Genomic DNA, 21,557 nt, shown 5'->3' with positions numbered 1-21,557 from the left:
CCTTCGGGTTATGAGCCCGACGAGCTACCAGACTGCTCCATCCCGCGTCTGTGTGCCGGCATTCTATAGAGAAACGCCGGGGTGTCAACCTTCAATTCAGATAAAACCTGTTCCGCTTCAATCGGTTAGCTTGTCGACAGGCGGGTTGGCCAGCCTGTGAGGCAGGCGGGGCAAGGCCTGCGGCTCTATTGAGAATGTTTTTTCGATTGAAAAAATAAATTTATCAACGACATTTCCCACGAGTCGAAAAGAACATTCAGACTACTGGTGCTATATACAGGTGTCGGTGAGATACTGCATATCCGGCATACCCAGATGCCTTTTCCTTGCCATGAACACTGCTTTGCCATGACTCAGCGAAAGATCATCCACGTCGATTGTGATTGTTTCTACGCCGCCATTGAGATGCGTGACGACCCGCGCCTGGCCGGCAAGCCATTGGCGGTGGGCGGGTCGGCGGATCGGCGCGGGGTGATCGCCACCTGCAATTATGAGGCGCGAGCGTATGGGGTGCGTTCGGCAATGTCCTCCGGGCATGCCTTGAAACTGTGCCCGGACCTGATCATCGTCAAGCCGCGCATGGATGCCTATAGAGAGGCGTCCAGGGAAATCCACACGATCTTTCGCGATTACACCGAGATCATCGAGCCACTTTCGCTCGACGAAGCGTACCTCGATGTGTCGGACAGTGCGCATTTCGCGGGCAGTGCGACGCGAATCGCCCAGGACATCCGGCGCCGGGTCTCCAACCAACTGCATATCACCGTGTCGGCGGGTGTGGCGCCGAACAAGTTTCTGGCCAAGATCGCCAGTGACTGGAAAAAGCCCAACGGCCTGTTCGTCATTACTCCGGACCAGGTCGAGGACTTTGTCAGTGGCTTGCCGGTGGGCAAATTGCACGGGGTCGGTAAAGTCACCGCCGACAAGCTCGGCAAGCTGGGCATTTCCGATTGCCTGCAATTGCGCGAGTGGGACAAGTTGGCACTGGTGCGTGAGTTCGGCAGCTTTGGCGAGCGGCTCTGGAGCCTGGCCCGTGGGATCGATGACCGCGTGGTGCACAACGACAGCCGTCGTCAGTCGATCTCTGTTGAAAACACCTACGACGTTGACCTGCCAGACCTGAAGAGTTGCCTGGACAAGTTGCCCGAGCTGCTGGAGACCCTGGCCGGTCGCATGGCACGAATCGACAGCAGTTATCGTCCGGGCAAGCCATTCGTCAAAGTGAAGTTCCACGACTTCACCCAGACAACATTGGAGCAGGCCGGGGCAGGGCGGGATCTGGGGAGTTATCAGTTGATGCTGACCCAGGCCTTCAATCGCGGCGGTAAACCGGTGCGGTTGTTGGGTGTCGGCGTGCGGCTGGAGGACTTGCGGGGCGGGTTCGAGCAGATGGAGTTGTTTGAGCGGTAGTTCGGAGGTGAATCTGCGGGCCCCTTCGCGAGCAAGCCCGCTCCCACATTGGATTTGAGGTGTTCACAAATCCAGTGTGGGAGCGGGCTTGCTCCGGGCGGCGATCCGACGAAGCTTTTGGCTTTTTAGTTCAGCCCCGGATTCGCCACCAGTCGTTCGCCATTGCGGGCCAGCGACTTGAGGAATTCGCTCTGCAATTCGGGATCATTGCGTGTCAGTTCGATCAGGCTCTGTTCCAGCTCACTGGCTTCTTCTTCAAGGCCCAGTTCCGACAGGCGCTTGACCCGATGTACCCACTGGCTCACCTCATCGCCTTCGAGGTCGTCGTAAATCAGGCCGTGGGCCTCATAGAGCTTGCTGCGCAGGTTGCTGCTGATGGCCAGGGTGGAATCGCTGTGCACGTTGCCCTGGGCATCCTCGACACGGATCAGCAACCGGCTCAGATGATTGATGTCATGTTCGGCGAACGGGCTGTCCAGCAGATTCAGGCGCAGCACGCCGTTTTTGTCGGTGGTCAGCTCGAAGGTTTCCTTGCCGGCCTTGACCTCGACCGGGCGCTCGCTCCAGGGCAGGCTTGAGTACTCCGTGCGTTTGTCGCGCTGGACTTCACCAATGCCGGCCAGGTTTTGCTGCGCGCGGCCGTGGGACTGCACGTTCATGAACGGGTTGAGCCCGGCAAAACCGTAGCTCAGCCAGTCCTTGGTCACGCTGTCCGGCAGATTGCCGAGGGTGAACACATTGACCACGTTGGCACCGATACCCGCCACCACGGCCACCGCGCCCAGCGGGATTTCGTAAATCTCCCGCCAGGGTTGGTACGGCGTATAGCGGTCGTAGTGACGCGTGACTTCGTATTCGGTGACTTCGAAAGTCTTCTGTTCGTGAATTTTCACCCGCCGTTGCGGCAGCTCAAGCACCTTGGGCTCACCGACATCGATCTGCAGGCTGTGATCGAGCAATTTGCGCTCGACACGTTCCTCTTGCTCGCTGCGTTGTGACATGTGGTTGGCACAGCCGCTGACCAGCAGGGTGCCGCACAAGGCAGCACCACCGAGGCCTAAGGTGTTTCGCTTGAACATGACGCCTCTATATCTGGTATCAGCGGCGGATGCGGGCCTGAAGGAAGGACAGCACCTCGGCGACCGGTAGCGCTTGTGCGTCGGCCTCGGTACGGCTCTTGTATTCCAGGTTGCCTTCGGCCAGGCCGCGGTCACTGACCACGATCCGGTGTGGAATGCCGATCAGCTCCATGTCCGCGAACTTGATGCCCGGGCTGGTTTTCTTGTCACGGTCGTCCAGCAGCACTTCGAAGCCGGCAGCGGTCAGTTCCGCGTACAGCTTGTCGGTGGCTTCGCGAACCTGCTCGGTTTCGTAGCGCAGCGGCACCAGGGCAATCTGGAACGGCGCGAGAGTGTCGCTCCAGATGATCCCGTTTTCGTCGTTGTTCTGCTCGATGGCAGCCGCCACCACGCGGGACACGCCGATGCCATAGCAGCCCATTTCCAGGGTGACCGGCTTGCCGTTCTCGCCCAGCACTTCGCATTTCATCGCTTTGCTGTACTTGTTGCCCAGCTGGAAGATGTGCCCGACTTCGATGCCGCGCTTGATTTCCAGGGTGCCTTTGCCGTCCGGGCTCGGGTCGCCGGTCACGACGTTACGCAGGTCGGCAACGGTCGGAACAGGCAGGTCGCGCTCCCAGTTCACGCCGAAGTAGTGTTTGTCGTCGATGTTGGCACCGATGCCAAAGTCGCTCATCAGTTCGACAGAGCGGTCGATGATGATCGGCAGCGGCAGGTTCAGCGGGCCGAGGGAACCGGCGCCGGCGCCAATGGCGTCGCGCAGTTCGCTTTCCGAGGCCATGACCAGCGGGCTGGCAACGCCTGGCTGGTTGGCCGCCTTGATTTCGTTCAGCTCATGGTCGCCACGGATGATCAGGGCAATCAGCTTGCCTTTTTCTTCAGCGTGCACCACGAGGGTCTTGATGGTTTTCTCGATCGGCAGGTTGAAGCCTTCGACCAGTTGCGCAATTGTTTTTGCGTTCGGGGTGTCGACCAGGCGCAGTTCTTCGCTCGGAGCGGCGCGCGAGGTTTCCCGTGGCACGGCTTCGGCTTTCTCGATGTTCGCGGCGTAGTCGGAGCCGTTGCTGAAAACGATGTCGTCTTCACCGGACTCGGCCAGCACGTGGAACTCGTGGGAACCGGCACCGCCGATGGAACCGTTGTCGGCTTCAACAGGGCGGAACTTCAGGCCCAGACGGGTGAATACGTTGCAGTAGGCCTGGTGCATGCGGTCGTAGGTGACCTGCAGCGAAGGCTGGTCGGCGTGGAACGAATAGGCGTCCTTCATGATGAATTCGCGGCCGCGCATCAAGCCGAAGCGTGGGCGGATCTCATCACGGAATTTGGTCTGGATCTGGTACAGGTTGATCGGCAGCTGCTTGTAGCTGCTCAACTCGTTGCGCATCAGATCGGTGATGACTTCTTCATGGGTGGGACCTGCGCAGAAATCGCGACCGTGGCGATCCTTGAAGCGCAGCAATTCAGGGCCGTACTCTTCCCAGCGCCCGGATTCCTGCCACAGCTCAGCCGGTTGCGTGCTCGGCATCAACACTTCGAGCGAGCCGGCGGCGTTCATTTCTTCACGAACGACGGCTTCGACCTTGCGCATTACCCGCAAGCCCATCGGCAGCCAGGTGTACAGGCCCGAGGCGAGTTTGCGGATCATGCCGGCGCGCAGCATCAGCTGGTGGCTGATCACGACCGCGTCGGAAGGCGTTTCTTTTTGTGTGGCGAGCAAAAATTGACTGGTGCGCATGGTTGGCCGTTATCGATTGCTGATGACGAGAAATGACGGAGCATTGTACGGGCGAGTTCCGCTGGCGTACAGGCGTGCGGTCGGTGGTGTGGCCGGAGAGCGCGATTCACGCGGCCCTCCGCGATTTTTCCTGGGTAAAGAACCTACGATTCTTCGGTGACCGGGGTCTGCACCGGCTCCGGTGTCGGTGTCGGACCTGCGCGGCGATTTTCCTGGAACCAGTGCAAGGCGATCAGCAGCAGGGTTGGGACGCCCAGCAGGGCGGTAATCAGGAAGAAGTTGTGATAACCGAACTTCTCCACCATGACTCCGGAGTAGCCGCCGATCAGGCGTGGCAGTAGCAGCATGATCGAGCTGAGCAGGGCGTACTGGGTAGCGGAGAACTTGAGGTTGGTCAGGCTCGACAGGTAGGCGACGAAGGCTGAGGTGGCCAGGCCTGAACTGAAGTTGTCCAGGGAGATGGTCAGCACCAGCATGTTCAGGTTGGGGCCCATGTCGGCGAGCATCAGGAACAGGATGTTGGTCGCCGCGGAGGCGACGCCGCCGATGAACAGGATCGGCAGGATGCCGAAGCGCACGATCAGCAGGCCGCCCATGCCGGCGCCGACCAGGGTCATGATCAGGCCGAAGATTTTGCTGACGCTGGCGATCTGGTCCTTGGTGAAGCCCTGGTCGATATAGAACACGTTGGCCATCACGCCCATGACCGTATCGGACATCCGATAGGTGGCGATCAAGCCGAGCAGCAGCAGGGCTTGCCAGCGGTATCGCAGGATGAAGTCGTTGACCGGCGTCAGTACCGGTGCCAGGCCGCGTCGGCCCATGGCCGAGAGGCACAGGGCGGTGAGCGTGATGTAGAGGATGGCCCGCAGGAACGCGCGGTCTTCGAGCAGCAGGTCGAGCGGGCTCACGCCTTCGAACAGTACGCTGGCAAAGTCGGTGTTGTAGAGCTGGGTGAACATGGCCGGCACGGACACCAGCAATATGATCAGCACGAATACCGAGGCCAGTTGATGCACGAAACTGTAGCGCCCGGCCTGCAGTTGCGTGCGTAACGGCACGGGTGGTTCGCGCATGAACAGTGAAGTCAGCAGTGCCGGGACCATCAGCGCCCCGAACAGGATGTAAGTGCCGGCCCAGGCCGAATGCTTGTAGTTGAAGCCGGTGGAGCCAAAGCCTTCGGCGAAATACAGCGCGCCTGCAGTCGCCAGCAGTGCGGCGACCCGGTAACCGGACATGTAGCTGGCGGCCAGGGCGGCCTGGCGATTGTCCTCGGCGATCTCCAGGCGATAGGCGTCTACCGCAATGTCCTGCGTCGCCGAGGCGAAGGCGACGATCACCGCGATAGCGATGAGCCAGGAGAGATGCTTTTGCGGGTCGCAGAATCCCATCCCGATCAGGCCAAGGATGACCAGTGCCTGGGACAATACGAGCCAGGAACGTCGTCGACCGAGTTTGCCGAGCAATGGCAGTCGCCATTGGTCGAGCAGCGGTGACCAGACCCATTTGAAGGCATATGCCAGGCCGATCAGGCTTGCATAGCCAATGGTTTCGCGAGCCACGCCGGCTTCACGCAGCCAGACCGAAAGCGTCGAAAACACCAGCATGTAAGGCAGGCCGGCGGCGAAACCAAGCAGCAACAGCACGAGTGTCGAGGGGCTGGCATAAGCGGCGAGCGCGGCGCGCCAGGTTTTACGGGGCATGGGCTGGAGTCTGCCTCAAGAAATACGGAAACAAAGGGCGCACTCTAACCGCTGTGCTCTACCGGACGCCAGCCATGGCGCTGAATATCAACACGATTATTCAGGACACTGATGCCCTCCATGCGCAATCGTGCGCGCTGCTCATCCCCCGAAGGGCTGCCGACCGGCAGGCTGATACGTCCGTTTGCGCCCAGAACGCGATGCCAGGGCAACTTGCTGTCGCTCGGCAATTGGCTGAGGGTGCGGCCGACCCAGCGGGCGGCGCGACCCAGTCCTGCAAGCTCGGCCAATTGACCGTAGCTGACGACCTTGCCCTCGGGAACTTGCGCCAGTGTCAGGTACAGTGCCGTGCGTCGGATTTGCGCCGCACTCTCGGGTTCATCGGTTGGATCGGTCACGTCCGTCATTCCTGAAAAAGTCTGCTTTACCGTCGTTAGAGTAATTCCTGTGCAGGAAGTTGAGAAATGAACTCAACAGAAATAGTCGGGTCAGTCCTTGTCAGGGCCTTGTTCCAACGGATAATGCCGACTTTTCTTGCAAGCCCGAGCCTGTATTTTGCATATGTTGTCCAGATCCCTGCTGTGTCTCGCTGTCCTCAGTGCTTCCACTCCCTTGCTGGCCGATACCGTGTGGTTGAAGAACGGTGACAAGCTGAGTGGCAAGATCACGCTGTTCGATGGCGGCAAGCTGCTGATCCAGACCGAGTACGCCGGTGCGGTGACGATCGACTGGAAACAGGTCAAGACCCTGGACAGCGATCAGGAATTGCTGGTCAAGCAGGATGCCTACAGTGGCGAGAAAGCCAAGGCGCTGAAAGCGGCGGATGCCGGCAAGGTCACGCTGGCCAATGGTGAAGCACCGAAGACGGTCGAGCTGGCGAGCATTCAGCAGATCCTCAAGCCAAAACCGGTGGTCGAGGATCTGGTGTGGAAAGGCAACGTCGATATCGCGCTGGATTATCAGCGGGCGGAAAACGATACCGATGACTACGGCATCGATTTCAAGACCAGTGCGCGTCACGGTCGCTGGCGGCATACCGCCGAAGGCGAATACAACCGTGAGTTCCAGGACAGCGTGGTGACCACCGACAATTGGCGGGCCGAGTACTCCATCGACCGGTTCCTGACCGAGCAATGGTTCTGGCAGGGGCGCCTGGTGTACAAGCGCGACAAGGTCGAAGACCTTTCCCGTCAGCGCACCGTCGGTACCGGTCCCGGCTATCAGTTCTGGGATGACGAGCTCGGGGCCTTCTCCCTGGGGTCGTTGATCAACCACACGGACTTTGAGTTCTCTGATGGCAGCAAGGACAATTTCTACGCCCTGGCCATGAAGTGGGACTACAACCGCTACCTGATCGGCAAGCGTGTCGAGTTTTTCACCAATGGTGAGGTCGGCAAGCCGCTGTCGGGCGTGGCCGACTACGCACTCGATGCCGAGATGGGGTTGCGCTACAAGGTGACTGACTGGGCTTCGCTGAACCTGAAGGCGGAGCGGGACATCATCAGCGGCACCGACGATGCGGATCTGGACAAGACACGCTACACCGCAGGGTTTGGCGTGACCTGGTAAGGACATCAAAAGATCGCCGCCTTGTGTGGACAAAAAACGTCCGCCCACAAAAAAGCCCCGCTGTTGAGAGCGGGGCTTTTTACTAAAGCAAGTACAAGTTAGATAACTTGAACTTCTTCAGCTTGCATGCCTTTCTGACCGCGGGTAGCGATGAAAGAAACCTGTTGGCCTTCTTTCAGGCTTTTGAAGCCGTCGGACTGGATAGCTTTGAAGTGAACGAACAGGTCGTCACCGGATTGTGGAGTGATGAAGCCGAAGCCTTTTTCATCGTTGAACCACTTAACGGTACCGGTTTGGCGATTAGACATGGTGTAACTCCTTGAACAAAGATAACTGCGACTCAGGAAGAACCCTGGCCGAGACTGAGTGCAAAGAGCAGGAAAAATTCTTGTAGATGGTTGGATCGAAATTCAACATATCGTGTAGAGATTCTCAGTGACACAAGCAGCACAGTGACGTCACCTTAACCCTTTTTCCGGGACGTGCCAATGCTTCTTGCGCAGGTTTCTCTGTTTTAAGGATCGGCGGTGTGACGGTTCGTCGCCAGCGCAGGTAATTCCTGCATGTTCGGCGAGAATTGCACCGCGGACTTTGAACCCGGCGGCGCGCCCGGTAAGATGCCGGACAGAATTTTTCGACCTCGCTATTCAGGACACCCGCCATGAGCATCAAATCGGACAAGTGGATTCGCCGCATGGCGCAAGAGCACGGCATGATCGAGCCTTTCGTCGAGCGCCAGATGCGCGGCAGCGACGATAGCCGTGTGATTTCCTATGGCGTGTCGAGCTATGGCTACGATGTACGTTGCACCAATCATTTCAAGGTGTTCACCAACATCAATTCGGCTATCGTCGACCCGAAAAACTTCGATGCCGGCAGCTTCGTCGACATCCACAGCGACGTATGCATCATTCCTCCGAACTCCTTCGCCCTGGCCAGCACCGTCGAATACTTCCGCATTCCGCGTAATGTATTGACCATTTGCCTGGGTAAAAGCACCTACGCGCGCTGCGGCATCATCGTCAACGTCACGCCGCTCGAGCCTGAGTGGGAAGGTCACGTGACCCTGGAGTTCTCCAACACCACCAATCTGCCGGCGAAAATCTACGCGAACGAAGGCGTGGCGCAGATGCTGTTCCTCGAGTCTGACGAAGAGTGTGAAGTGTCCTACAAGGACCGTGGCGGCAAGTATCAGGGCCAGCGTGGCGTGACCCTGCCTCGCACCTGAGTCAACCGTCCGGCAAATATCTGGAATTCCTGAGCGGGCGTACACTCTATGGAGTGTACTGCTCCGATCCGCGCAAGGCGGGTCGGGCCATCGCTCAGGAGTGCCGAATGAAGATCGATCCACGAATCAGTGCCGAACTGGCAAGGCTTGAACCCAATCAGGTTGGCGTTCTGGCCTGGTACTTGATGGCACATCCACCCGTCAGCATGGCGGGGGGCATCCCTGGTCAGCCTGACCCTGATACCCCGAACGAAGAGCCGATGGAACCTGGCGAACCCACTTTGCCGGATGAGCCACCGCCTGCGCCTGTTGTCTGACAGGCCAGACGCTACCGATCAAAAAAGTGGGAGCGGCGGTGCGGCGCTCCCACAGGTTATTTTTTCAGCCGTTACTTCAGGTTGCCACTCAGGAACTGCTTCAATCGCTCGCTTTTCGGATTGCCCAGCACGTCTTCCGGCGTGCCTTCTTCCTCAACCAGGCCCTGGTGCAGAAACAACACCTGGCTCGACACTTTGCGGGCGAAGCTCATTTCGTGGGTCACCATGATCATGGTCCGGCCTTCTTCGGCCAGGCCCTGGATCACTTTCAGTACTTCACCCACCAGTTCCGGGTCCAGCGCCGAAGTTGGTTCGTCGAACAGCATGACTTCCGGTTCCATGGCCAGTGCCCGGGCAATCGCAACCCGTTGTTGCTGACCGCCGGACAGGAATGCCGGGTACTGGTCCGCCACACGGGAGGCCAGCCCCACCTTGTCGAGGTAGCGCCGGGCGCGGTCCTCGGCTTCTTTCCTGTCGCACCCCAGCACCCGGCGCGGAGCCATGGTGATGTTTTCCAGCACTGTCATATGGCTCCACAGGTTGAAGTGCTGGAACACCATGGCCAGGCGGGTGCGAATGCGCTGCAGTTCATTGGCGTCGGCCACGTGCATGCCGTGGCGATCCTTGATCATGCGGACGTTCTGCCCGTCGAGGCTCATGGCGCCGTCGTTGGGTTGTTCAAGAAAGTTGATGCAACGCAGAAAAGTACTTTTACCCGAGCCACTGGCGCCGATCAGGCTGATGACGTCACCGGTTTTGGCCTTGAGTGAAACACCTTTGAGGACTTCATGGTCGCCATAGCTTTTATGCAGGCCTTCGATGGTCAATTTGTACATGGGGCATGCATCCTCAAGGCGAAAGTAGATAGCCGCTGCGATAGGCTTCGGTGCCCGCGACGTGGGCGATCACCATGCCGGCAGTGGCCATGCGACGCAGCGAACGGGCGTACATCAACCCGGCGGCGGAGCAATGAACGGGGGTGACGTGATCGTTGACCGGATCAATGATCTCGGCGATCAGTTGCCCTGCTTCCAGGTACTGTCCCGGTAGCGCGGTGAACACCAGCAGCCCGCCGACGGGCGTAGCCACCGGTTCTACGCCGGCCAGAGGTGTCGCCGGATAGGGCAGCTCGGGCAGGGGCGCGGGTTCGCCGGCGATCGCGCCGAAATGGATCAGGTAGTCGATCAACGCCTGACAGTCGAGGCTGGCCAGCGGGTGATTGACGTCGCCCTGGCCGCGCAATTCGACGGTCACGGAAAAACTGCCCGGCGGAATGTCGAAGTGTTCGCCGAAGCGTTCCTTCAACTGCCACCAGAGCAGGGTGAAGCATTCGTCGAACGACTGGCCACCGGAATCGGTTGCCAGCAGGCTGGCTTCGGCACCGATGTAGCGGGCCAGCGGCTCGACCTGCGGCCAGGCTTCAGGTGTGGTGTAGAGGTGTGCGACCGCTTCGAAATCGCAATGCAGGTCGAGCACCATGTCGGCGTCGCAGGCCAGTCGCTGCAGGGTCAGGCGCTGGGATTGCAGTTGGGTGCTGGCGGTCTGCCGGGCCAGCGCATCGCGCAGGCTGCTGCGGACCAATTGCTGATTGTGCTGCGGATCGTCACCGAGCTTGCCTTCGATCGCGTTGCCGACTTCCTCACTGAGGTCGACGAACCAGCGGTTGAAGTTCTGGCCGCTTTCCAGCTCATAGCGGCCCAGCGGCACATCCATCAGCACCTGTTCCAGGCCCACCGGATTGGCGATGGGCACCAGCACGATTTCGCTACGCAGGCGACCGGCAGCCTCCAGCTCCGCCAGTCGTTGCTTGAGGTGCCAGGCCACCAGCATGCCGGGCATTTCGTCGGCGTGCAGGGAGGCCTGGATGTATATCTTGCCGTTGGCCGGTTGTGGGCCGAAGTGAAAACTGTGGATCTGTCTCGCGGTCCCCGGCATTGGGGACAGCAGGTCATGTTTCTGGTGGCGCATGTACGTTAAGTCCTAGTGGGTCGGCCCGAGGAAGGCCAGCCATCGACGTTCGGCAAGGCGAAACAGGCCGACCAGCGCAAAAGTGACGGTCAGGTAGATCAGCGCGGCGATGCCGAACGACTGGAAAGTCAGGAAGGTCGCCGAGTTGGCGTCCCGCGCGACTTTCAGAATGTCCGGGATGGTCGCGGTGAAGGCCACGGTGGTCGAGTGCAGCATCAGAATCACTTCGTTGCTGTAGTAAGGCAACGAGCGACGCAGGGCGGACGGCATGATCACGTAGGCATACAGCTTCCAGCCAGTGAGGCCATAGGCCTTGGCCGCTTCGACTTCACCGTGGGCCATGCTGCGAATCGCCCCGGCGAAGATCTCCGTGGTGTAGGCGCAGGTGTTCAGGGCGAACGCCAGGATGGTGCAGTTCATCGCATCGCGAAAGAAGCTGTCGAGCAGCGGTTGCGCACGCACGGCGGCCAGGCTGTAGATCCCCGTGTAACAGATCAGCAGCTGAATATAGAGTGGCGTACCCCGAAACAGATAGGTGTAGAACTGCACCGGCCAGCGAATGTAGAAGTGTGGAGAAACCCGGGCGATGGACAGCGGGATCGACACGATGAAACCGATGAAAATCGAAGCGCTGAGCAGCCACATGGTCATGGCCAGGCCGGTGATGTTCTGTCCGTCGGTGTAGAGGAAGGCTTTCCAGTATTCCTGCAGGAGTTCGATCATCGTACGGCCTCCCGGGTGCCGGCAGCGTAGCGGCGTTCGAGCCAACGCAGAACGAAGTTGGAGGCACTGGTGATCAACAGGTAGATCAAGGCGGCGAGTACCAGGAAGTAAAACAGTTGATAGCTGCTTTTACCCGCATCCTGGGCAGCCTTGACCAGGTCGGCCAGGCCGATGATCGACACCAGTGCGGTAGCCTTGAGCATCACCATCCAGTTGTTGCCGATACCCGGCAGGGCAAAGCGCATCATTTGGGGGAACACCACGATCCAGAAGCGCTGGCCGCGTTTGAGACCGTAGGCGGTGGCCGCTTCGACCTGACCGCGCGGCACGGCGAGGATGGCGCCGCGGAAAGTTTCGGTGAAGTACGCGCCGTAGATGAAGCCCAGGGTCAGAACCCCGGCGCTGAACGGGTCAATCTCGATGTATTCCCATTCCATGTAGTCGGTGAGCGACGTCAGCCAGGTTTGCAGGCTGTAGAAGATCAGCAGCATCAGCACCAGATCCGGCACCCCGCGAATCAGCGTGGTGTAGCACTGGGCAGGCAGGCGCAGCAGTTTTACTTTCGACAGCTTGGCACTGGCGCCGAGCAGGCCGAGCAACACGGCCACCAGCAGCGACATCGCCGATAATTTGATGGTCATCCAGGTACCTTGCATCAGCAGCGGACCGAAGCCCTTGAGGCTGAAGGCAGAGAGCCCCAGATTTTGCAGGAGGTTTTCGAACATAAATCAGCAACCTGATCGGATGAAAAAAGCGCCCATCAAGAGATGGGCGCCGGGCATTATTTGCCGCTGTACAGATTCAGATCGCCAAAGTGTTTCTTCTGAATGGTGGCGTAGGTGCCATCATCGTGTAACGCTTTGATACCTTTATCCAAAAGCGCTTTCAGCTCGGTGTTACCTTTCTTAATGCCAACGGCTGTTTTGGCTGGCAGCAAAGCGTTGTCGACCGGCTTGCTGACATCGTAATCGGCACCCTGTGGGGACTTCAGGAAGCCCAGTTCGGCTTGCAGCATGTCCTGGATCCCTGCATCGAGACGACCGGAAGTCAAGTCGGCGTAGACCTGATCCTGGTTGGCGTACGCCTGGGTTTTTACGCCGGCCTTGTCCAGAACGGCTTTGGCATAGGCTTCCTGAATGGTGCCTTGTTCGTAGCCGACGGTTTTGCCCTTGAGCGAGGCAACGTCTTCAGTCACGCCAGAACCTTTCTTGAACACGTATGCGGTCGGGCCGGAGAACAGCTCGCTGGAGAAGTCGATCACTTTTTCGCGGGCCGGGGTAACGGTCATCGACGAGATCACGCCGTCGAATTTGTTGGCCTTAAGGCCAGGGATCATGCCGTCGAAGTCACTTTCGACCCACTTGCACTTGACCTTCAATTCGGCGCAGATCGCGTTCCCCAGATCGATGTCAAAGCCAACCAGGCTGCCATCGGCCGCTTTCGACTCGAACGGTGCGTAGGAAGGGTCAACGCCGAAACGCAGTTCTTTGTACTCCTTCGCCATGGCGGAGCCAGCAGCCACGCACAACGCCAGTGCAGAAAGGGTCAGCAATGCTTTTTTCATTATTCAATCCCTAAATACCAATATGAGCGCTCGTGGCGCAGAATTGTTGTTACTGGAAAGCGTAAGACCTATTGAAAGTAGCAATTTCCGAACCAGAGTGCCGAACAAGCGTTTAAAAAGGCGCTTGGAAATGGCCGGATACAGATTTATGCACGAAAACGGGCGCAGGGAAATGGGCGCACCCGTTCGGTTCAAAAAGAAAAAATATTGAGGATGAAAAGAGGGCCTAGCCGAGCAGATTTTGCAGGGTCGCCAAAGTGTCGGCTTCGTCGATCGACTTGTCCTTGCGCCAGCGCAACATCCGCGGGAAGCGCACGGCAATGCCACTTTTGTGACGGCGGGAGAGGGCGATGCCCTCAAAACCTAATTCAAACACCAGGCTTGGCTGAATGCTGGTCACGGGCCCGAACTTTTCCACCGTGGTCTTGCGCACGATGCTGTCGATCTGGCGGATTTCGTCATCGCTCAGCCCGGAATAAGCTTTGGCGAACGGCACAAGGGAGCGTTCGCTGGCATCTGGCGGGCCGTCCCAGACGGCGAATGTGTAATTGCTGTATAGGCTGGCCCGGCGTCCTTGCCCTTGTTGCGCATGGATCAGCACGGCGTCAACGCTGAACGGGTCGACTTTCCATTTCCACCACACGCCCATGTTCTTGGTCCGGCCGATGCCGTACAAGGCATCACGTGCCTTGAGCATCAGGCCCTCGACACCGAGGGCGCGGGATGCCTCGCGCTGGCGGGCGAGGTCGAGCCAGGTGTCGCCGGTCAACAATGGCGAGAGGCGCAACCGCGGATTGGCGCAATCACTGGCTACCCATTCCAGTTGCGCGCGTCGCTCGGCCTGGCTCCGGTTGCGCCAGTCCTCACCCTGCCACTCGAGCAAATCGAAGGCGAGCAGTACCACCGGTACTTCTTCGAGGGTTTTCCGGTCCAGGGTCTTGCGACCGATGCGTTGTTGCAGGTGGGCGTAGGGTTGCGCCGCTGGTTCGAAATCCGTTTCGACGGCGGTTGGCGCAGATTTCCAGGCGACGATCTCTGCGTCGATCACCGTCCCGTCGGGAAGGCCCAGAATCAAACTGTCCAGTTCCGGGAAGCGCTCGGTCACCAGTTCCTCACCCCGCGACCAGATCCACAGACGTCCGTCGCGCTTGATCACCTGGGCGCGGATGCCATCCCATTTCCATTCCGCCTGCCAATGCTGGACGGGACCGAGCAGCGTTTCGAATTGTTCCACCGGCGGCGACAAGGCATGGGCGAGAAAAAACGGGTAGGGCTGGCCGCCACGCTGGGCGTGTTCATCGAGCGATTCGGCGGCGATCAGTTTCAGAAAGCTGGTGGCGCTGGGGCGATGGGACTGCTCGGTGTAACCCACCAGCCGCTGCGCCACGCGTTTGCTGTCGAGGTGGGCCATGGCTGCCAGGGCGCGGGTGACCAGTAACCTGGACACCCCGACGCGCAAGCTGCCGGTGATCAGTTTGATGCAGACCATCAGGCTCAGGCTGTCCAGTTGCGCCCACAGAATCGGTAACCGATGCGCGAGGGACTGCGCTGGTTCGCCGCGCAGTGGCAGCAGTTTGTCCTCGACCCACGTGGCCAGCCCGTCGGTTGAACTGTGTGACACCTGCGGTAAAACCAGCGAAATGGTTTCCGCGAGATCACCGACGGCCTGGTAACTCTCTTCGAACAGCCATTCCGGCAAACCGGAAACCGCCACGGCCAGTTCGCGCAATACCCGCACCGGCACCAATTGCCGGGGGCGTCCCCCCGACAGAAAGTACACCGCCCATGCGGCATCTTCCGGCGCGGCCTGGGTGAAGTAGTTTTGCATTGCCGCCAGTTTGGCGTTGTTCGAGGTGGAGGCGTCCAGTTCGGCATACAGCTCGGCGAACGCCTTCATGGCAGCACCTCGGCAGGCCCGGCCTGGGCAATGATCGCGTCTTCTTCGTCATCACCGTATTCGGTGTCGAACGCTGTGGCATCAAGACCCTGCTCGCGCAGCTGGCGTACCAATGCACCGGCCGATCCATGACTCACCATGACCCGTTCGGCGCCGGTCTGTTCGATAGCCCACAGCAGACCGGGCCAGTCGGCGTGGTCGGACAGCACGAAGCCTCGGTCCACACCGCGCCGTCGGCGTGTGCCGCGCAAACGCATCCAGCCACTGGCGAATCCATCGCTGTAATCGCCGAAGCGGCGCATCCAGCTGCTGTTCGCCGCCGAAGGCGGTGCCAGCACCAACGCCTTGCGCATCATCGGGTCGCTCTTTTTGATTTCGGCGGCATGAATCGTGGGCGGCAGATAAATCCCCGCTTCGCGGTAGATCCCGTTGATCGGTTCCACTTCGCTATGTACCAGGACGGGACCGAGTCGTGCATCGATGCCATGGAGAATGCGCTGGGCCTTGCCGAGGGAGCAACAGAACAGCACGCTGGTTTTTTCGACAGCGGCATTGGCTTGCCACCATTGATTGATTTCGGCAAACACCTGGGCCTGGGGTTGCCAGCGGTAGATCGGCAGGCCAAAGGTCGATTCGGTGATGAAGGTGTCGCAGCGTACGGGTTCAAACGGTGCGCAAGTGCCGTCGGGTTCGATCTTGTAGTCCCCGGAAGCCACCCAGACTTCTCCAGCGTATTCCAGTCGTACTTGTGCCGAGCCGAGCACGTGGCCAGCGGGATGAAAACTGAGGAACACACCATGATGCTGCAGGCGTTCGCCATAGCCCAGGGTTTGCAGGTCGATGGCCTGGCCCAGTCGCATGCGCAGAATGGCCTCGTCGGGCGCTGCCGCCAGGTAATGCTGATTGCCGGCGCGGGCATGGTCGCCGTGGGCGTGGGTGATCACGGCGCGTTCGACCGGCCGCCACGGGTCGATATTAAAGTCCCCGGCTGGGCAGTACAAACCTTCGGGACGCGAGACAACAAGGTCCATGGCATTGCCGGAATGGAGGAATTTGTTAGCTAAGAGTCTGATATGGGGCGTGAAGTTCTATCGGGACTCTGTGGGCGGATGAAATACCAATGTGGGAGCGGGCTTGCTCGCGAAAGCGGTCTGACATTCAAAGTAATGGTTGAATGTTCAATCGCCTTCGCGAGCAAGCCCGCTCCCACAAGGGATCAGTGTCAATCCTTTGCCCTGTGTTACTTGCCGGGGGTCAGCGTCAACCGCGCCTTGCCATAGGCGTTGTCGAAGTTCTGCGGCTGCATCGGCAGGCTCATGTATTGACCCTTGAGCCACGGTTCGATGCTGTTGAGGTAATTCGGGCTGGCCGGGTTGCCGGACTGGCCGGTGCCGTTCTGCGCCATCAGCGGTTCGGACTGGCCGAAGTCGACGATAAAGCGCATGGCTGGCGCCAGCGTGGTGTTGAAGTCCTGGCCCCAGGCGAAGGCGGCGGTGTTGAGCGTGGTGTGATCGCCGCCGGCCGGCAGCGGTCCGCGTACGGTCTGGCCGCTGGTGTTCTTCCATTCATAGCGATGCAATTTGCCCCACTGCCAGGCTTTGTGATCGCTGCCCAACTGGCTGTCGCCTGCGCTGATTGCTGCGGCGAGGCTGCGAGCGAGGATGGCCGGTTTGTCTTCTTTCTGCGCGGTACGCACGTCATCCCAGAACGGACTGTCCTCACGCCCGAGCAAATGATCGGCCTGGGCCGAGTAAGACAATTTGCCGTCGGCGACAAAGGCCTTCCACGCCGGGCTGCTTTCCGGGCCCAGTTCATCGAGGAAGATCTGCCGGATGCTTTCCTGCAGGAACAGTTCGTAGATTGCCGCATCGGTGGAGGTCGGGCCGAGCTTGCCGTCGAACGCCATCAAGCGGCTGTAGGCCTCGTGTGCCTTGGCGCGATCGGTCGCCGGCAAGGCGTCGATGGCTTGCTTGAGTGGCTGGGACATGCCCGGCGCTTCAAACATCTTCTTCAGCTTGGCAGCGAAGGTCGTGGTCTGGTCGTATTGCATGGCAATCAGGCTGCGGCTGTCATGTTTGCCTGCGCCGGCCAGTTCGGCCAGGCGCTCGCCGCGCTCCGGAGCGGCCCAGGAGTTGGACAACTGCATGCCGTAGCCATGGGGAATGACCCGCTGGTTGGCAGTGCCAAGCCAGCCTTGGGCCGGGTCCTGGTCGTACGGGTGCAGCATCGGGTCGGCATAACCGTCCCAATCGTAGCGGCCTTCCCAGCCCGGCGAGGGCAGCAGACCTTCGCCTTCGCGGCGGTTCGGGTAACGGCCGGTGACTTGCCAGCCGATGTGGCTGGCATCGGCAAATACCAGGTTCAGCGCGATGGCGCGGATTTCGCGGCTGGCATCCGAGGCTTTCTCGACGCTCTGGGCGCGGGACAGGTCGAAGAACGCGTCCAGGCTCTTGTCGTCGGTGAAGTTCGGCATCTGCAAGGCCAGGCCGAAACCGTTGGCCAGGGTGGTGCCCTGTGCGCTATTGAGCAGCGGGCCGTGGCGGGTTTCGTACACGGCTTCGCGAATCGGCCGCTGGCCTTTGACGAAATAGGTTTCGTTGCGCACGATCGCCGGCTGCCATTTCCCGGCGTTTTCATAGGTGAGTCCGTTGCCCTGGCGCTTGATCTTCTCCAGGAACAGGTCCTGATTGTCGCCCATCACGGACGTCATGCTCCACGCCACTTTGCCGTTGAAACCTCCCAGCACCATTGGCAGGCCGGCGATGGTCACGCCGGACGCCTGATACTTCGGCGCGCGAATCTGCACGTAACTGAACAGCGAAGGCACGCCCAGCGGGCCGTGACTGTCACTGGCCAACAGACTCTTGCCGCTACGGCTGCGTTGCGGCGCGATGGCCCAGTTGTTCGACGAGGTGGCACCCAACAAATTGAGGTCCGACAGTTGCCCGGTGGCTTTACTGAGTTCGGCCAGCCCCGGGAATTGCCCGTTGAGCTTGAGTCCTTGCAGTTTTTCGCTTTCGGCGACCGGCAGTTTTTCATCGGGTGCCGACGGCGTCAGCCACGCGAGTTTGTCGGTGGTGACGGTCTGGGCCAGTACCAGCGAGGAAATTTCTTCCGGCAGGTTGGTTGACTGGCTGAAGTTCAGCAGGCAGAAAATCAGCGCCGAATCTTCCGGCTGCCAATACTCAGGCTTGTAGCCGCTGGCCGCCAGGTCCGCCGGCAGTTTGTCGCGGTAGCGGAACAGGTAGGCGTTGACACCCCGCGCATAGACCTCGAAGAAACGCTTGAGGCGCGGCGACGAGGCCTTGTACAACTCGCCAGCACTTTTCTTCAGGTTGACCGCCCGCATGTAACGGTCGGCATCCAGCAGGTCCGCACCCTGCATCTCGGCCAAGCGGCCCTGGGCCAGCAGGCGCAGGGTGACCATTTGCGTGATGCGGTCGCTGGCATGCACGTAACCGAGGGTGAACAGCGCGTCGTGGAAGCTGTTGCTTTCGATCAGCGGCATGCCCATGGCATTGCGGCGCACCGAAACGTTCTGCGCCAGACCCTTGAGCGGTTGTACGCCAGAGGTCGGCGGGAGGGTGTCCTGGGCGTTGAAGTTCTGACAACCGGTCAGGCTCAAGACACCGGCCACTGCTGCGGCAACGCCGAACCGGGGTAGAAAATGAGTAAGGGCTGGCGAGGCCATGGCAAAGCTCCTGCGGGGGTAGAGGCGGCGGTGCGCAATAAAGGCGCTACGTTAGTGAGCGGGAGGTGGCCGCGCAAGCGGGGTGCAAGGTTATTTCAGGATTTGTCTGATAAACCTGAAAGATCGCAGCCTTGCCAGTCGCCATGGGTGATGTTGAAGTGCGACTCGCTCAACAATCCTGGAGAACAGTCGGCATGGAGCTCAAGGCAAACGCGGCACTGATCATCATCGATCAACAAAAAGGCATCCTTCACCCCAGACTCGGCCGCAGGAACAACCCGCAGGCCGAAGTGCGCATGCTGGAAATGCTCGACCATTGGCGGCGCACCGCTCGGCCGGTGATCCATGTGCAGCACCTGTCCCGCTCAGAGGACTCAGTATTCTGGCCGCAGCAGTCGGGGGTGGAATTTCAGGAGCGCTTTGCACCAAGGGCCGGCGAACGCCTGATCCAGAAACAGGTGCCGGATGCGTTTTGTTCGACGGGGCTGGAGATTGAGTTGCGCGAGGCGGGGATCGGGCAGTTGATCATCGTCGGTGTCGCGACCCACAACTCGGTGGAATCCACGGCGCGCACGGCGGGCAACCTGGGGTTTGATACGTGGGTGGCCGAGGATGCGTGCTTTACCTTCGACAAGGCTGATTTTTTCGGCAATGCCCATAGCGCCGAGGAGGTGCATGCGATGTCGCTGGGGAATTTGCACGGTGAGTATGCGACGGTGGTCAGCAGTGCCTACCTGTTAAACGCTGACTGAAAAACCTGTAGGAGCGAGCTTGCTCGCGATGGTGTGTCAGCTACACAGGTGTCGACTGACAGTCCATCGCGAGCAAGGGATCTGCATTCACACCACAGGTCTGCTCGCGAAGACGATTCAACAGGCGAAGCAAATCTTCGCCCGAAGCATCAAGCGCCGTGGCACTTCTTGAATTTCTTGCCGTTGCCGCACGGGCACGGATCGTTGCGGCCGACGTCTTTCAGGGCGTTGCGCACCGGTTCCTGGTGAGCGTGGCCGCAGTTCGGACCGTGGACATGACCGTGGTCGTGATCATGCTGGTGATGGTCATGATCGTGGTTGCAGTCAGGGCCGTGGACGTGGGGTTGCTGGGTCATCGGTGTTGCTCCGGAATTAAATCGGCGGGGATTATCACGCCATTGCGCGCCAGGTGCACGTAGTGGGCGATGAATATACCGGTTTCCAGTTCACCTTCCAGACGATAGGGAATGGGTTGATCGGATTTTTTCAGCAGTTTGGCCAGGTCACGCACCTTTGACCACAGGTTGGTGCGGATCGGCACCTTGAAGTAGGCGCTGTGTTTGGGGCCGACGGTGAACCAGTGTTCGTGCTCGCCTTCGGCCAGCAGAATGTCACCCAAGTGAATGCGGTACTCCAGACTGCGCACCGTCAGGTCGCTGTCGTTGGGATTGTCGATGCGAAAATGCAGGAGGAGTTTCTGTTCCAGCAATTTGGCCCGGACCACCTCTATCTTCACCAGATGGACTTCGGGGGCCGGCAAATCGTCGCCGAACCACGATACGCAGCCGCCGAGTCCCAGTGCCAGGAACAACGTGAGCAGATAGCGTGCGCCGCGGTGGATGATCATCGTGCTGTTTCTCCCTTGAGCCCCAGTCTAGACCCAAAAGATCGCAGCCTTCGGCTACTCCTGCGGGGTGGACAGGCATTCCATGTCCTAGCTGCTGAAATACCCCGAGCAACACTTCTTGAACTTCTGCCCACTCGCACACGGGCAGGCGTCATTGCGTCCGGCCTTGAGCGGCACGGTGGGGTCGATGAAATACCAGCGCCCGGTGTTTTGCACAAATGACGAGCGCTCGCGGTGGCTGTGCTCGCCACCGCTGTCGTGCCACCGCGCGGTGAAGGTCACGAAGGCGTGTTCAGGCTGGCCGCCCAGTACTTCGGAGCTTTCCACCTCAAGGCCCAACCAGGTACTTTGCGCGCTCCAGTCGCTGATCGATTGACGGTCCAGACCGGCCTGCTGGGCAGGCAGGGTGGTGGCTACCAGATAATCGACCAGCCCCAACACATAGGCGCTGTAGCGCGAGCGCATCAAGGCTTCCGCGCACGGCGCCGGGTGCCCGGCATGGTAGTGACCGCAGCAGGCGTCGAGTGGGGTGCCGCTGCCGCAAGGGCAAATGGATGTACTCATGGCATTACCACCAGTATTTCCCGAAGTTTTCCGGATTGGCCCAAAAGCGCGAATTCAGCCAGTCGGGGACTTGTTTGTATTCAAGCAGATCGTAGGTAAACAGGGTCAGGACCTGTTCGTCCCGTTGGAAGCGTTCGCTGGCTTGCAGGGCCAGGGAGAAAAAGTCGGTTTCCTGCCAGCCACAGGCCGGCAAATCCGCTAGCACTGCGATGCGGCTGGCGTTGAGGTTGCGGATGCCACCCAGCAGGTTCAGGCCGTCGCGCTTGGGCAAGTGCTCCAGGCAATCGACCACCAGCGCCAGGTCGAATCGGCGGGCTGCCAACTCGGCGGGCAACGGCCCGGGGGCAGCGCAAGCGACGCTGCTTTCCGGGTGCGCGAGTTTGAACGCTTCCAGTGCCGGGAACTCGCTGGCGCCGATCAACAACAGGCGTGCGGGGGCATATCGGTCAAGTAAAGCGGCCAGTGCCTGTTGCGGCGTGCGTGAAGAAATATCTGCAGTCATCGAAGATC

Annotated in this window: 22 protein-coding genes; 5 read left to right on the top strand and 17 right to left on the bottom strand. The window is 59.9% G+C overall.

From position 1 onward, the window contains the following. Nucleotides 1–348: 348 nt before the first annotated feature. Nucleotides 349–1,410, top strand: a complete 1,062-nt coding sequence (gene dinB / locus ACCD00_RS11570; protein WP_413424552.1) for a DNA polymerase IV — start codon at nt 349–351, stop codon at nt 1,408–1,410. 125 nt (nt 1,411–1,535) lie between these two features. On the opposite strand, the gene ACCD00_RS11565 is transcribed toward dinB, so the two are convergent. The 4 genes from ACCD00_RS11565 to ACCD00_RS11550 all read right to left on the bottom strand — a co-directional run bounded on the left by ACCD00_RS11565 (nt 1,536) and on the right by ACCD00_RS11550 (nt 6,334). Further along, nucleotides 1,536–2,489, bottom strand: coding sequence for a hypothetical protein (locus ACCD00_RS11565; protein ID WP_413424550.1), 954 nt, complete (start codon nt 2,487–2,489; stop codon nt 1,536–1,538). Between the two features lie 19 nt (nt 2,490–2,508). Beyond that, nucleotides 2,509–4,224 carry a proline--tRNA ligase gene (locus ACCD00_RS11560; RefSeq protein WP_413424548.1) on the bottom strand — a complete coding sequence of 572 codons (1,716 nt, stop codon included), beginning with the start codon at nt 4,222–4,224 and terminating at the stop codon, nt 2,509–2,511. A gap of 143 nt (nt 4,225–4,367) precedes the next feature. Beyond that, on the bottom strand, nt 4,368–5,927 hold the full coding sequence (locus ACCD00_RS11555; protein WP_413424546.1) for an AmpG family muropeptide MFS transporter: 1,560 nt from the start codon (nt 5,925–5,927) through the stop codon (nt 4,368–4,370). Between the two features lie 44 nt (nt 5,928–5,971). After that, nucleotides 5,972–6,334 carry an MGMT family protein gene (locus ACCD00_RS11550; RefSeq protein WP_256356894.1) on the bottom strand — a complete coding sequence of 121 codons (363 nt, stop codon included), beginning with the start codon at nt 6,332–6,334 and terminating at the stop codon, nt 5,972–5,974. 154 nt (nt 6,335–6,488) lie between these two features. Between ACCD00_RS11550 and ACCD00_RS11545 the strand changes: the two genes are divergently transcribed. Continuing rightward, entirely contained in the window at nt 6,489–7,496 is a 1,008-nt protein-coding gene (locus ACCD00_RS11545; protein ID WP_413424544.1) for a DUF481 domain-containing protein, read from the top strand. Between the two features lie 98 nt (nt 7,497–7,594). On the opposite strand, the gene ACCD00_RS11540 is transcribed toward ACCD00_RS11545, so the two are convergent. Beyond that, nucleotides 7,595–7,804, bottom strand: a complete 210-nt coding sequence (locus ACCD00_RS11540; protein ID WP_002554837.1) for a cold-shock protein — start codon at nt 7,802–7,804, stop codon at nt 7,595–7,597. 353 nt (nt 7,805–8,157) lie between these two features. Here ACCD00_RS11540 and dcd point away from each other — a divergent pair, with 353 nt between their 5' ends. Both dcd and ACCD00_RS11530 read left to right on the top strand, forming a co-directional pair. Further along, nucleotides 8,158–8,724 (top strand): dCTP deaminase, encoded by a 567-nt coding sequence (gene dcd, locus ACCD00_RS11535; protein WP_007940589.1) that lies wholly within the window; start codon nt 8,158–8,160, stop codon nt 8,722–8,724. A gap of 107 nt (nt 8,725–8,831) precedes the next feature. Next, the gene (locus ACCD00_RS11530) at nt 8,832–9,041 is read left to right on the top strand and encodes a hypothetical protein (RefSeq protein ID WP_043302162.1); all 210 of its coding nucleotides are present in this window, start codon (nt 8,832–8,834) and stop codon (nt 9,039–9,041) included. A 71-nt stretch (nt 9,042–9,112) separates the two neighbouring features. On the opposite strand, the gene ACCD00_RS11525 is transcribed toward ACCD00_RS11530, so the two are convergent. From ACCD00_RS11525 to ACCD00_RS11490, 8 genes are all read right to left on the bottom strand, one after another. Continuing rightward, a complete protein-coding gene (locus tag ACCD00_RS11525) occupies nt 9,113–9,877 on the bottom strand; it encodes an ABC transporter ATP-binding protein (RefSeq protein WP_413424541.1) in 765 nt (254 codons plus the stop codon). Between the two features lie 13 nt (nt 9,878–9,890). Further along, nucleotides 9,891–11,009 carry a succinylglutamate desuccinylase/aspartoacylase family protein gene (locus ACCD00_RS11520; RefSeq protein WP_413424539.1) on the bottom strand — a complete coding sequence of 373 codons (1,119 nt, stop codon included), beginning with the start codon at nt 11,007–11,009 and terminating at the stop codon, nt 9,891–9,893. A gap of 12 nt (nt 11,010–11,021) precedes the next feature. After that, nucleotides 11,022–11,732 carry an ABC transporter permease gene (locus tag ACCD00_RS11515; RefSeq protein ID WP_413424537.1) on the bottom strand — a complete coding sequence of 237 codons (711 nt, stop codon included), beginning with the start codon at nt 11,730–11,732 and terminating at the stop codon, nt 11,022–11,024. Beyond that, complete coding sequence (locus tag ACCD00_RS11510; protein WP_413424535.1) at nt 11,729–12,457, bottom strand: ABC transporter permease; 729 nt, start codon at nt 12,455–12,457, stop codon at nt 11,729–11,731. The genes ACCD00_RS11515 and ACCD00_RS11510 overlap by 4 nt, the downstream gene beginning before the upstream one ends. 56 nt (nt 12,458–12,513) lie before the next feature. Beyond that, a complete protein-coding gene (locus tag ACCD00_RS11505; RefSeq protein ID WP_413424533.1) occupies nt 12,514–13,296 on the bottom strand; it encodes a transporter substrate-binding domain-containing protein in 783 nt (260 codons plus the stop codon). Nucleotides 13,297–13,522: 226 nt separating this feature from the next. Beyond that, a complete protein-coding gene (locus ACCD00_RS11500) occupies nt 13,523–15,193 on the bottom strand; it encodes an ATP-dependent DNA ligase (protein WP_413424531.1) in 1,671 nt (556 codons plus the stop codon). Then, a complete protein-coding gene (locus tag ACCD00_RS11495) occupies nt 15,190–16,224 on the bottom strand; it encodes a ligase-associated DNA damage response exonuclease (protein ID WP_413424529.1) in 1,035 nt (344 codons plus the stop codon). The genes ACCD00_RS11500 and ACCD00_RS11495 overlap by 4 nt, the downstream gene beginning before the upstream one ends. Nucleotides 16,225–16,433: 209 nt before the next feature. Then, the gene (locus ACCD00_RS11490; RefSeq protein WP_413424527.1) at nt 16,434–18,884 is read right to left on the bottom strand and encodes a penicillin acylase family protein; all 2,451 of its coding nucleotides are present in this window, start codon (nt 18,882–18,884) and stop codon (nt 16,434–16,436) included. A gap of 194 nt (nt 18,885–19,078) precedes the next feature. Here ACCD00_RS11490 and ACCD00_RS11485 point away from each other — a divergent pair, with 194 nt between their 5' ends. Further along, nucleotides 19,079–19,636, top strand: a complete 558-nt coding sequence (locus tag ACCD00_RS11485) for a cysteine hydrolase family protein (protein ID WP_413424525.1) — start codon at nt 19,079–19,081, stop codon at nt 19,634–19,636. 149 nt (nt 19,637–19,785) lie between these two features. On the opposite strand, the gene ACCD00_RS11480 is transcribed toward ACCD00_RS11485, so the two are convergent. The 4 genes from ACCD00_RS11480 to ACCD00_RS11465 form a co-directional block, all read right to left on the bottom strand. Then, nucleotides 19,786–19,992, bottom strand: coding sequence for an SEC-C metal-binding domain-containing protein (locus ACCD00_RS11480; protein WP_008056806.1), 207 nt, complete (start codon nt 19,990–19,992; stop codon nt 19,786–19,788). Continuing rightward, nucleotides 19,989–20,483, bottom strand: coding sequence for an LEA type 2 family protein (locus ACCD00_RS11475; protein WP_413424523.1), 495 nt, complete (start codon nt 20,481–20,483; stop codon nt 19,989–19,991). Before ACCD00_RS11475 ends, ACCD00_RS11480 begins: the two co-directional genes overlap by 4 nt. Before the next feature lie 87 nt (nt 20,484–20,570). Continuing rightward, nucleotides 20,571–21,047 (bottom strand): YchJ family protein, encoded by a 477-nt coding sequence (locus ACCD00_RS11470; RefSeq protein ID WP_413424521.1) that lies wholly within the window; start codon nt 21,045–21,047, stop codon nt 20,571–20,573. Between the two features lie 4 nt (nt 21,048–21,051). After that, the gene (locus ACCD00_RS11465) at nt 21,052–21,549 is read right to left on the bottom strand and encodes a DUF6231 family protein (RefSeq protein ID WP_413424519.1); all 498 of its coding nucleotides are present in this window, start codon (nt 21,547–21,549) and stop codon (nt 21,052–21,054) included. Between the last annotated feature and the right edge of the window lie 8 nt (nt 21,550–21,557).

The organism is Pseudomonas sp. Pseusp3 (assembly GCF_047304225.1).
GTDB lineage: Bacteria > Pseudomonadota > Gammaproteobacteria > Pseudomonadales > Pseudomonadaceae > Aquipseudomonas > Aquipseudomonas fluorescens_CD.
Note: the sequence above shows the minus strand (reverse complement) of the source record. Positions and strands in the feature narration are given on the sequence as shown.

What these genes read in the sequence shown, in the direction of transcription:
- dinB (WP_413424552.1), top strand. Translation starts at nt 349, where the DNA reads ATGACTCAGCGAAAGATCATCCACGTCGATTGTGATTGTTTCTACGCC.
- ACCD00_RS11565 (WP_413424550.1), bottom strand. Translation starts at nt 2,489, where the DNA reads ATGTTCAAGCGAAACACCTTAGGCCTCGGTGGTGCTGCCTTGTGCGGC.
- ACCD00_RS11560 (WP_413424548.1), bottom strand. Translation starts at nt 4,224, where the DNA reads ATGCGCACCAGTCAATTTTTGCTCGCCACACAAAAAGAAACGCCTTCC.
- ACCD00_RS11555 (WP_413424546.1), bottom strand. Translation starts at nt 5,927, where the DNA reads ATGCCCCGTAAAACCTGGCGCGCCGCGCTCGCCGCTTATGCCAGCCCC.
- ACCD00_RS11550 (WP_256356894.1), bottom strand. Translation starts at nt 6,334, where the DNA reads ATGACGGACGTGACCGATCCAACCGATGAACCCGAGAGTGCGGCGCAA.
- ACCD00_RS11545 (WP_413424544.1), top strand. Translation starts at nt 6,489, where the DNA reads ATGTTGTCCAGATCCCTGCTGTGTCTCGCTGTCCTCAGTGCTTCCACT.
- ACCD00_RS11540 (WP_002554837.1), bottom strand. Translation starts at nt 7,804, where the DNA reads ATGTCTAATCGCCAAACCGGTACCGTTAAGTGGTTCAACGATGAAAAA.
- dcd (WP_007940589.1), top strand. Translation starts at nt 8,158, where the DNA reads ATGAGCATCAAATCGGACAAGTGGATTCGCCGCATGGCGCAAGAGCAC.
- ACCD00_RS11530 (WP_043302162.1), top strand. Translation starts at nt 8,832, where the DNA reads ATGAAGATCGATCCACGAATCAGTGCCGAACTGGCAAGGCTTGAACCC.
- ACCD00_RS11525 (WP_413424541.1), bottom strand. Translation starts at nt 9,877, where the DNA reads ATGTACAAATTGACCATCGAAGGCCTGCATAAAAGCTATGGCGACCAT.
- ACCD00_RS11520 (WP_413424539.1), bottom strand. Translation starts at nt 11,009, where the DNA reads ATGCGCCACCAGAAACATGACCTGCTGTCCCCAATGCCGGGGACCGCG.
- ACCD00_RS11515 (WP_413424537.1), bottom strand. Translation starts at nt 11,732, where the DNA reads ATGATCGAACTCCTGCAGGAATACTGGAAAGCCTTCCTCTACACCGAC.
- ACCD00_RS11510 (WP_413424535.1), bottom strand. Translation starts at nt 12,457, where the DNA reads ATGTTCGAAAACCTCCTGCAAAATCTGGGGCTCTCTGCCTTCAGCCTC.
- ACCD00_RS11505 (WP_413424533.1), bottom strand. Translation starts at nt 13,296, where the DNA reads ATGAAAAAAGCATTGCTGACCCTTTCTGCACTGGCGTTGTGCGTGGCT.
- ACCD00_RS11500 (WP_413424531.1), bottom strand. Translation starts at nt 15,193, where the DNA reads ATGAAGGCGTTCGCCGAGCTGTATGCCGAACTGGACGCCTCCACCTCG.
- ACCD00_RS11495 (WP_413424529.1), bottom strand. Translation starts at nt 16,224, where the DNA reads ATGGACCTTGTTGTCTCGCGTCCCGAAGGTTTGTACTGCCCAGCCGGG.
- ACCD00_RS11490 (WP_413424527.1), bottom strand. Translation starts at nt 18,884, where the DNA reads ATGGCCTCGCCAGCCCTTACTCATTTTCTACCCCGGTTCGGCGTTGCC.
- ACCD00_RS11485 (WP_413424525.1), top strand. Translation starts at nt 19,079, where the DNA reads ATGGAGCTCAAGGCAAACGCGGCACTGATCATCATCGATCAACAAAAA.
- ACCD00_RS11480 (WP_008056806.1), bottom strand. Translation starts at nt 19,992, where the DNA reads ATGACCCAGCAACCCCACGTCCACGGCCCTGACTGCAACCACGATCAT.
- ACCD00_RS11475 (WP_413424523.1), bottom strand. Translation starts at nt 20,483, where the DNA reads ATGATCATCCACCGCGGCGCACGCTATCTGCTCACGTTGTTCCTGGCA.
- ACCD00_RS11470 (WP_413424521.1), bottom strand. Translation starts at nt 21,047, where the DNA reads ATGAGTACATCCATTTGCCCTTGCGGCAGCGGCACCCCACTCGACGCC.
- ACCD00_RS11465 (WP_413424519.1), bottom strand. Translation starts at nt 21,549, where the DNA reads ATGACTGCAGATATTTCTTCACGCACGCCGCAACAGGCACTGGCCGCT.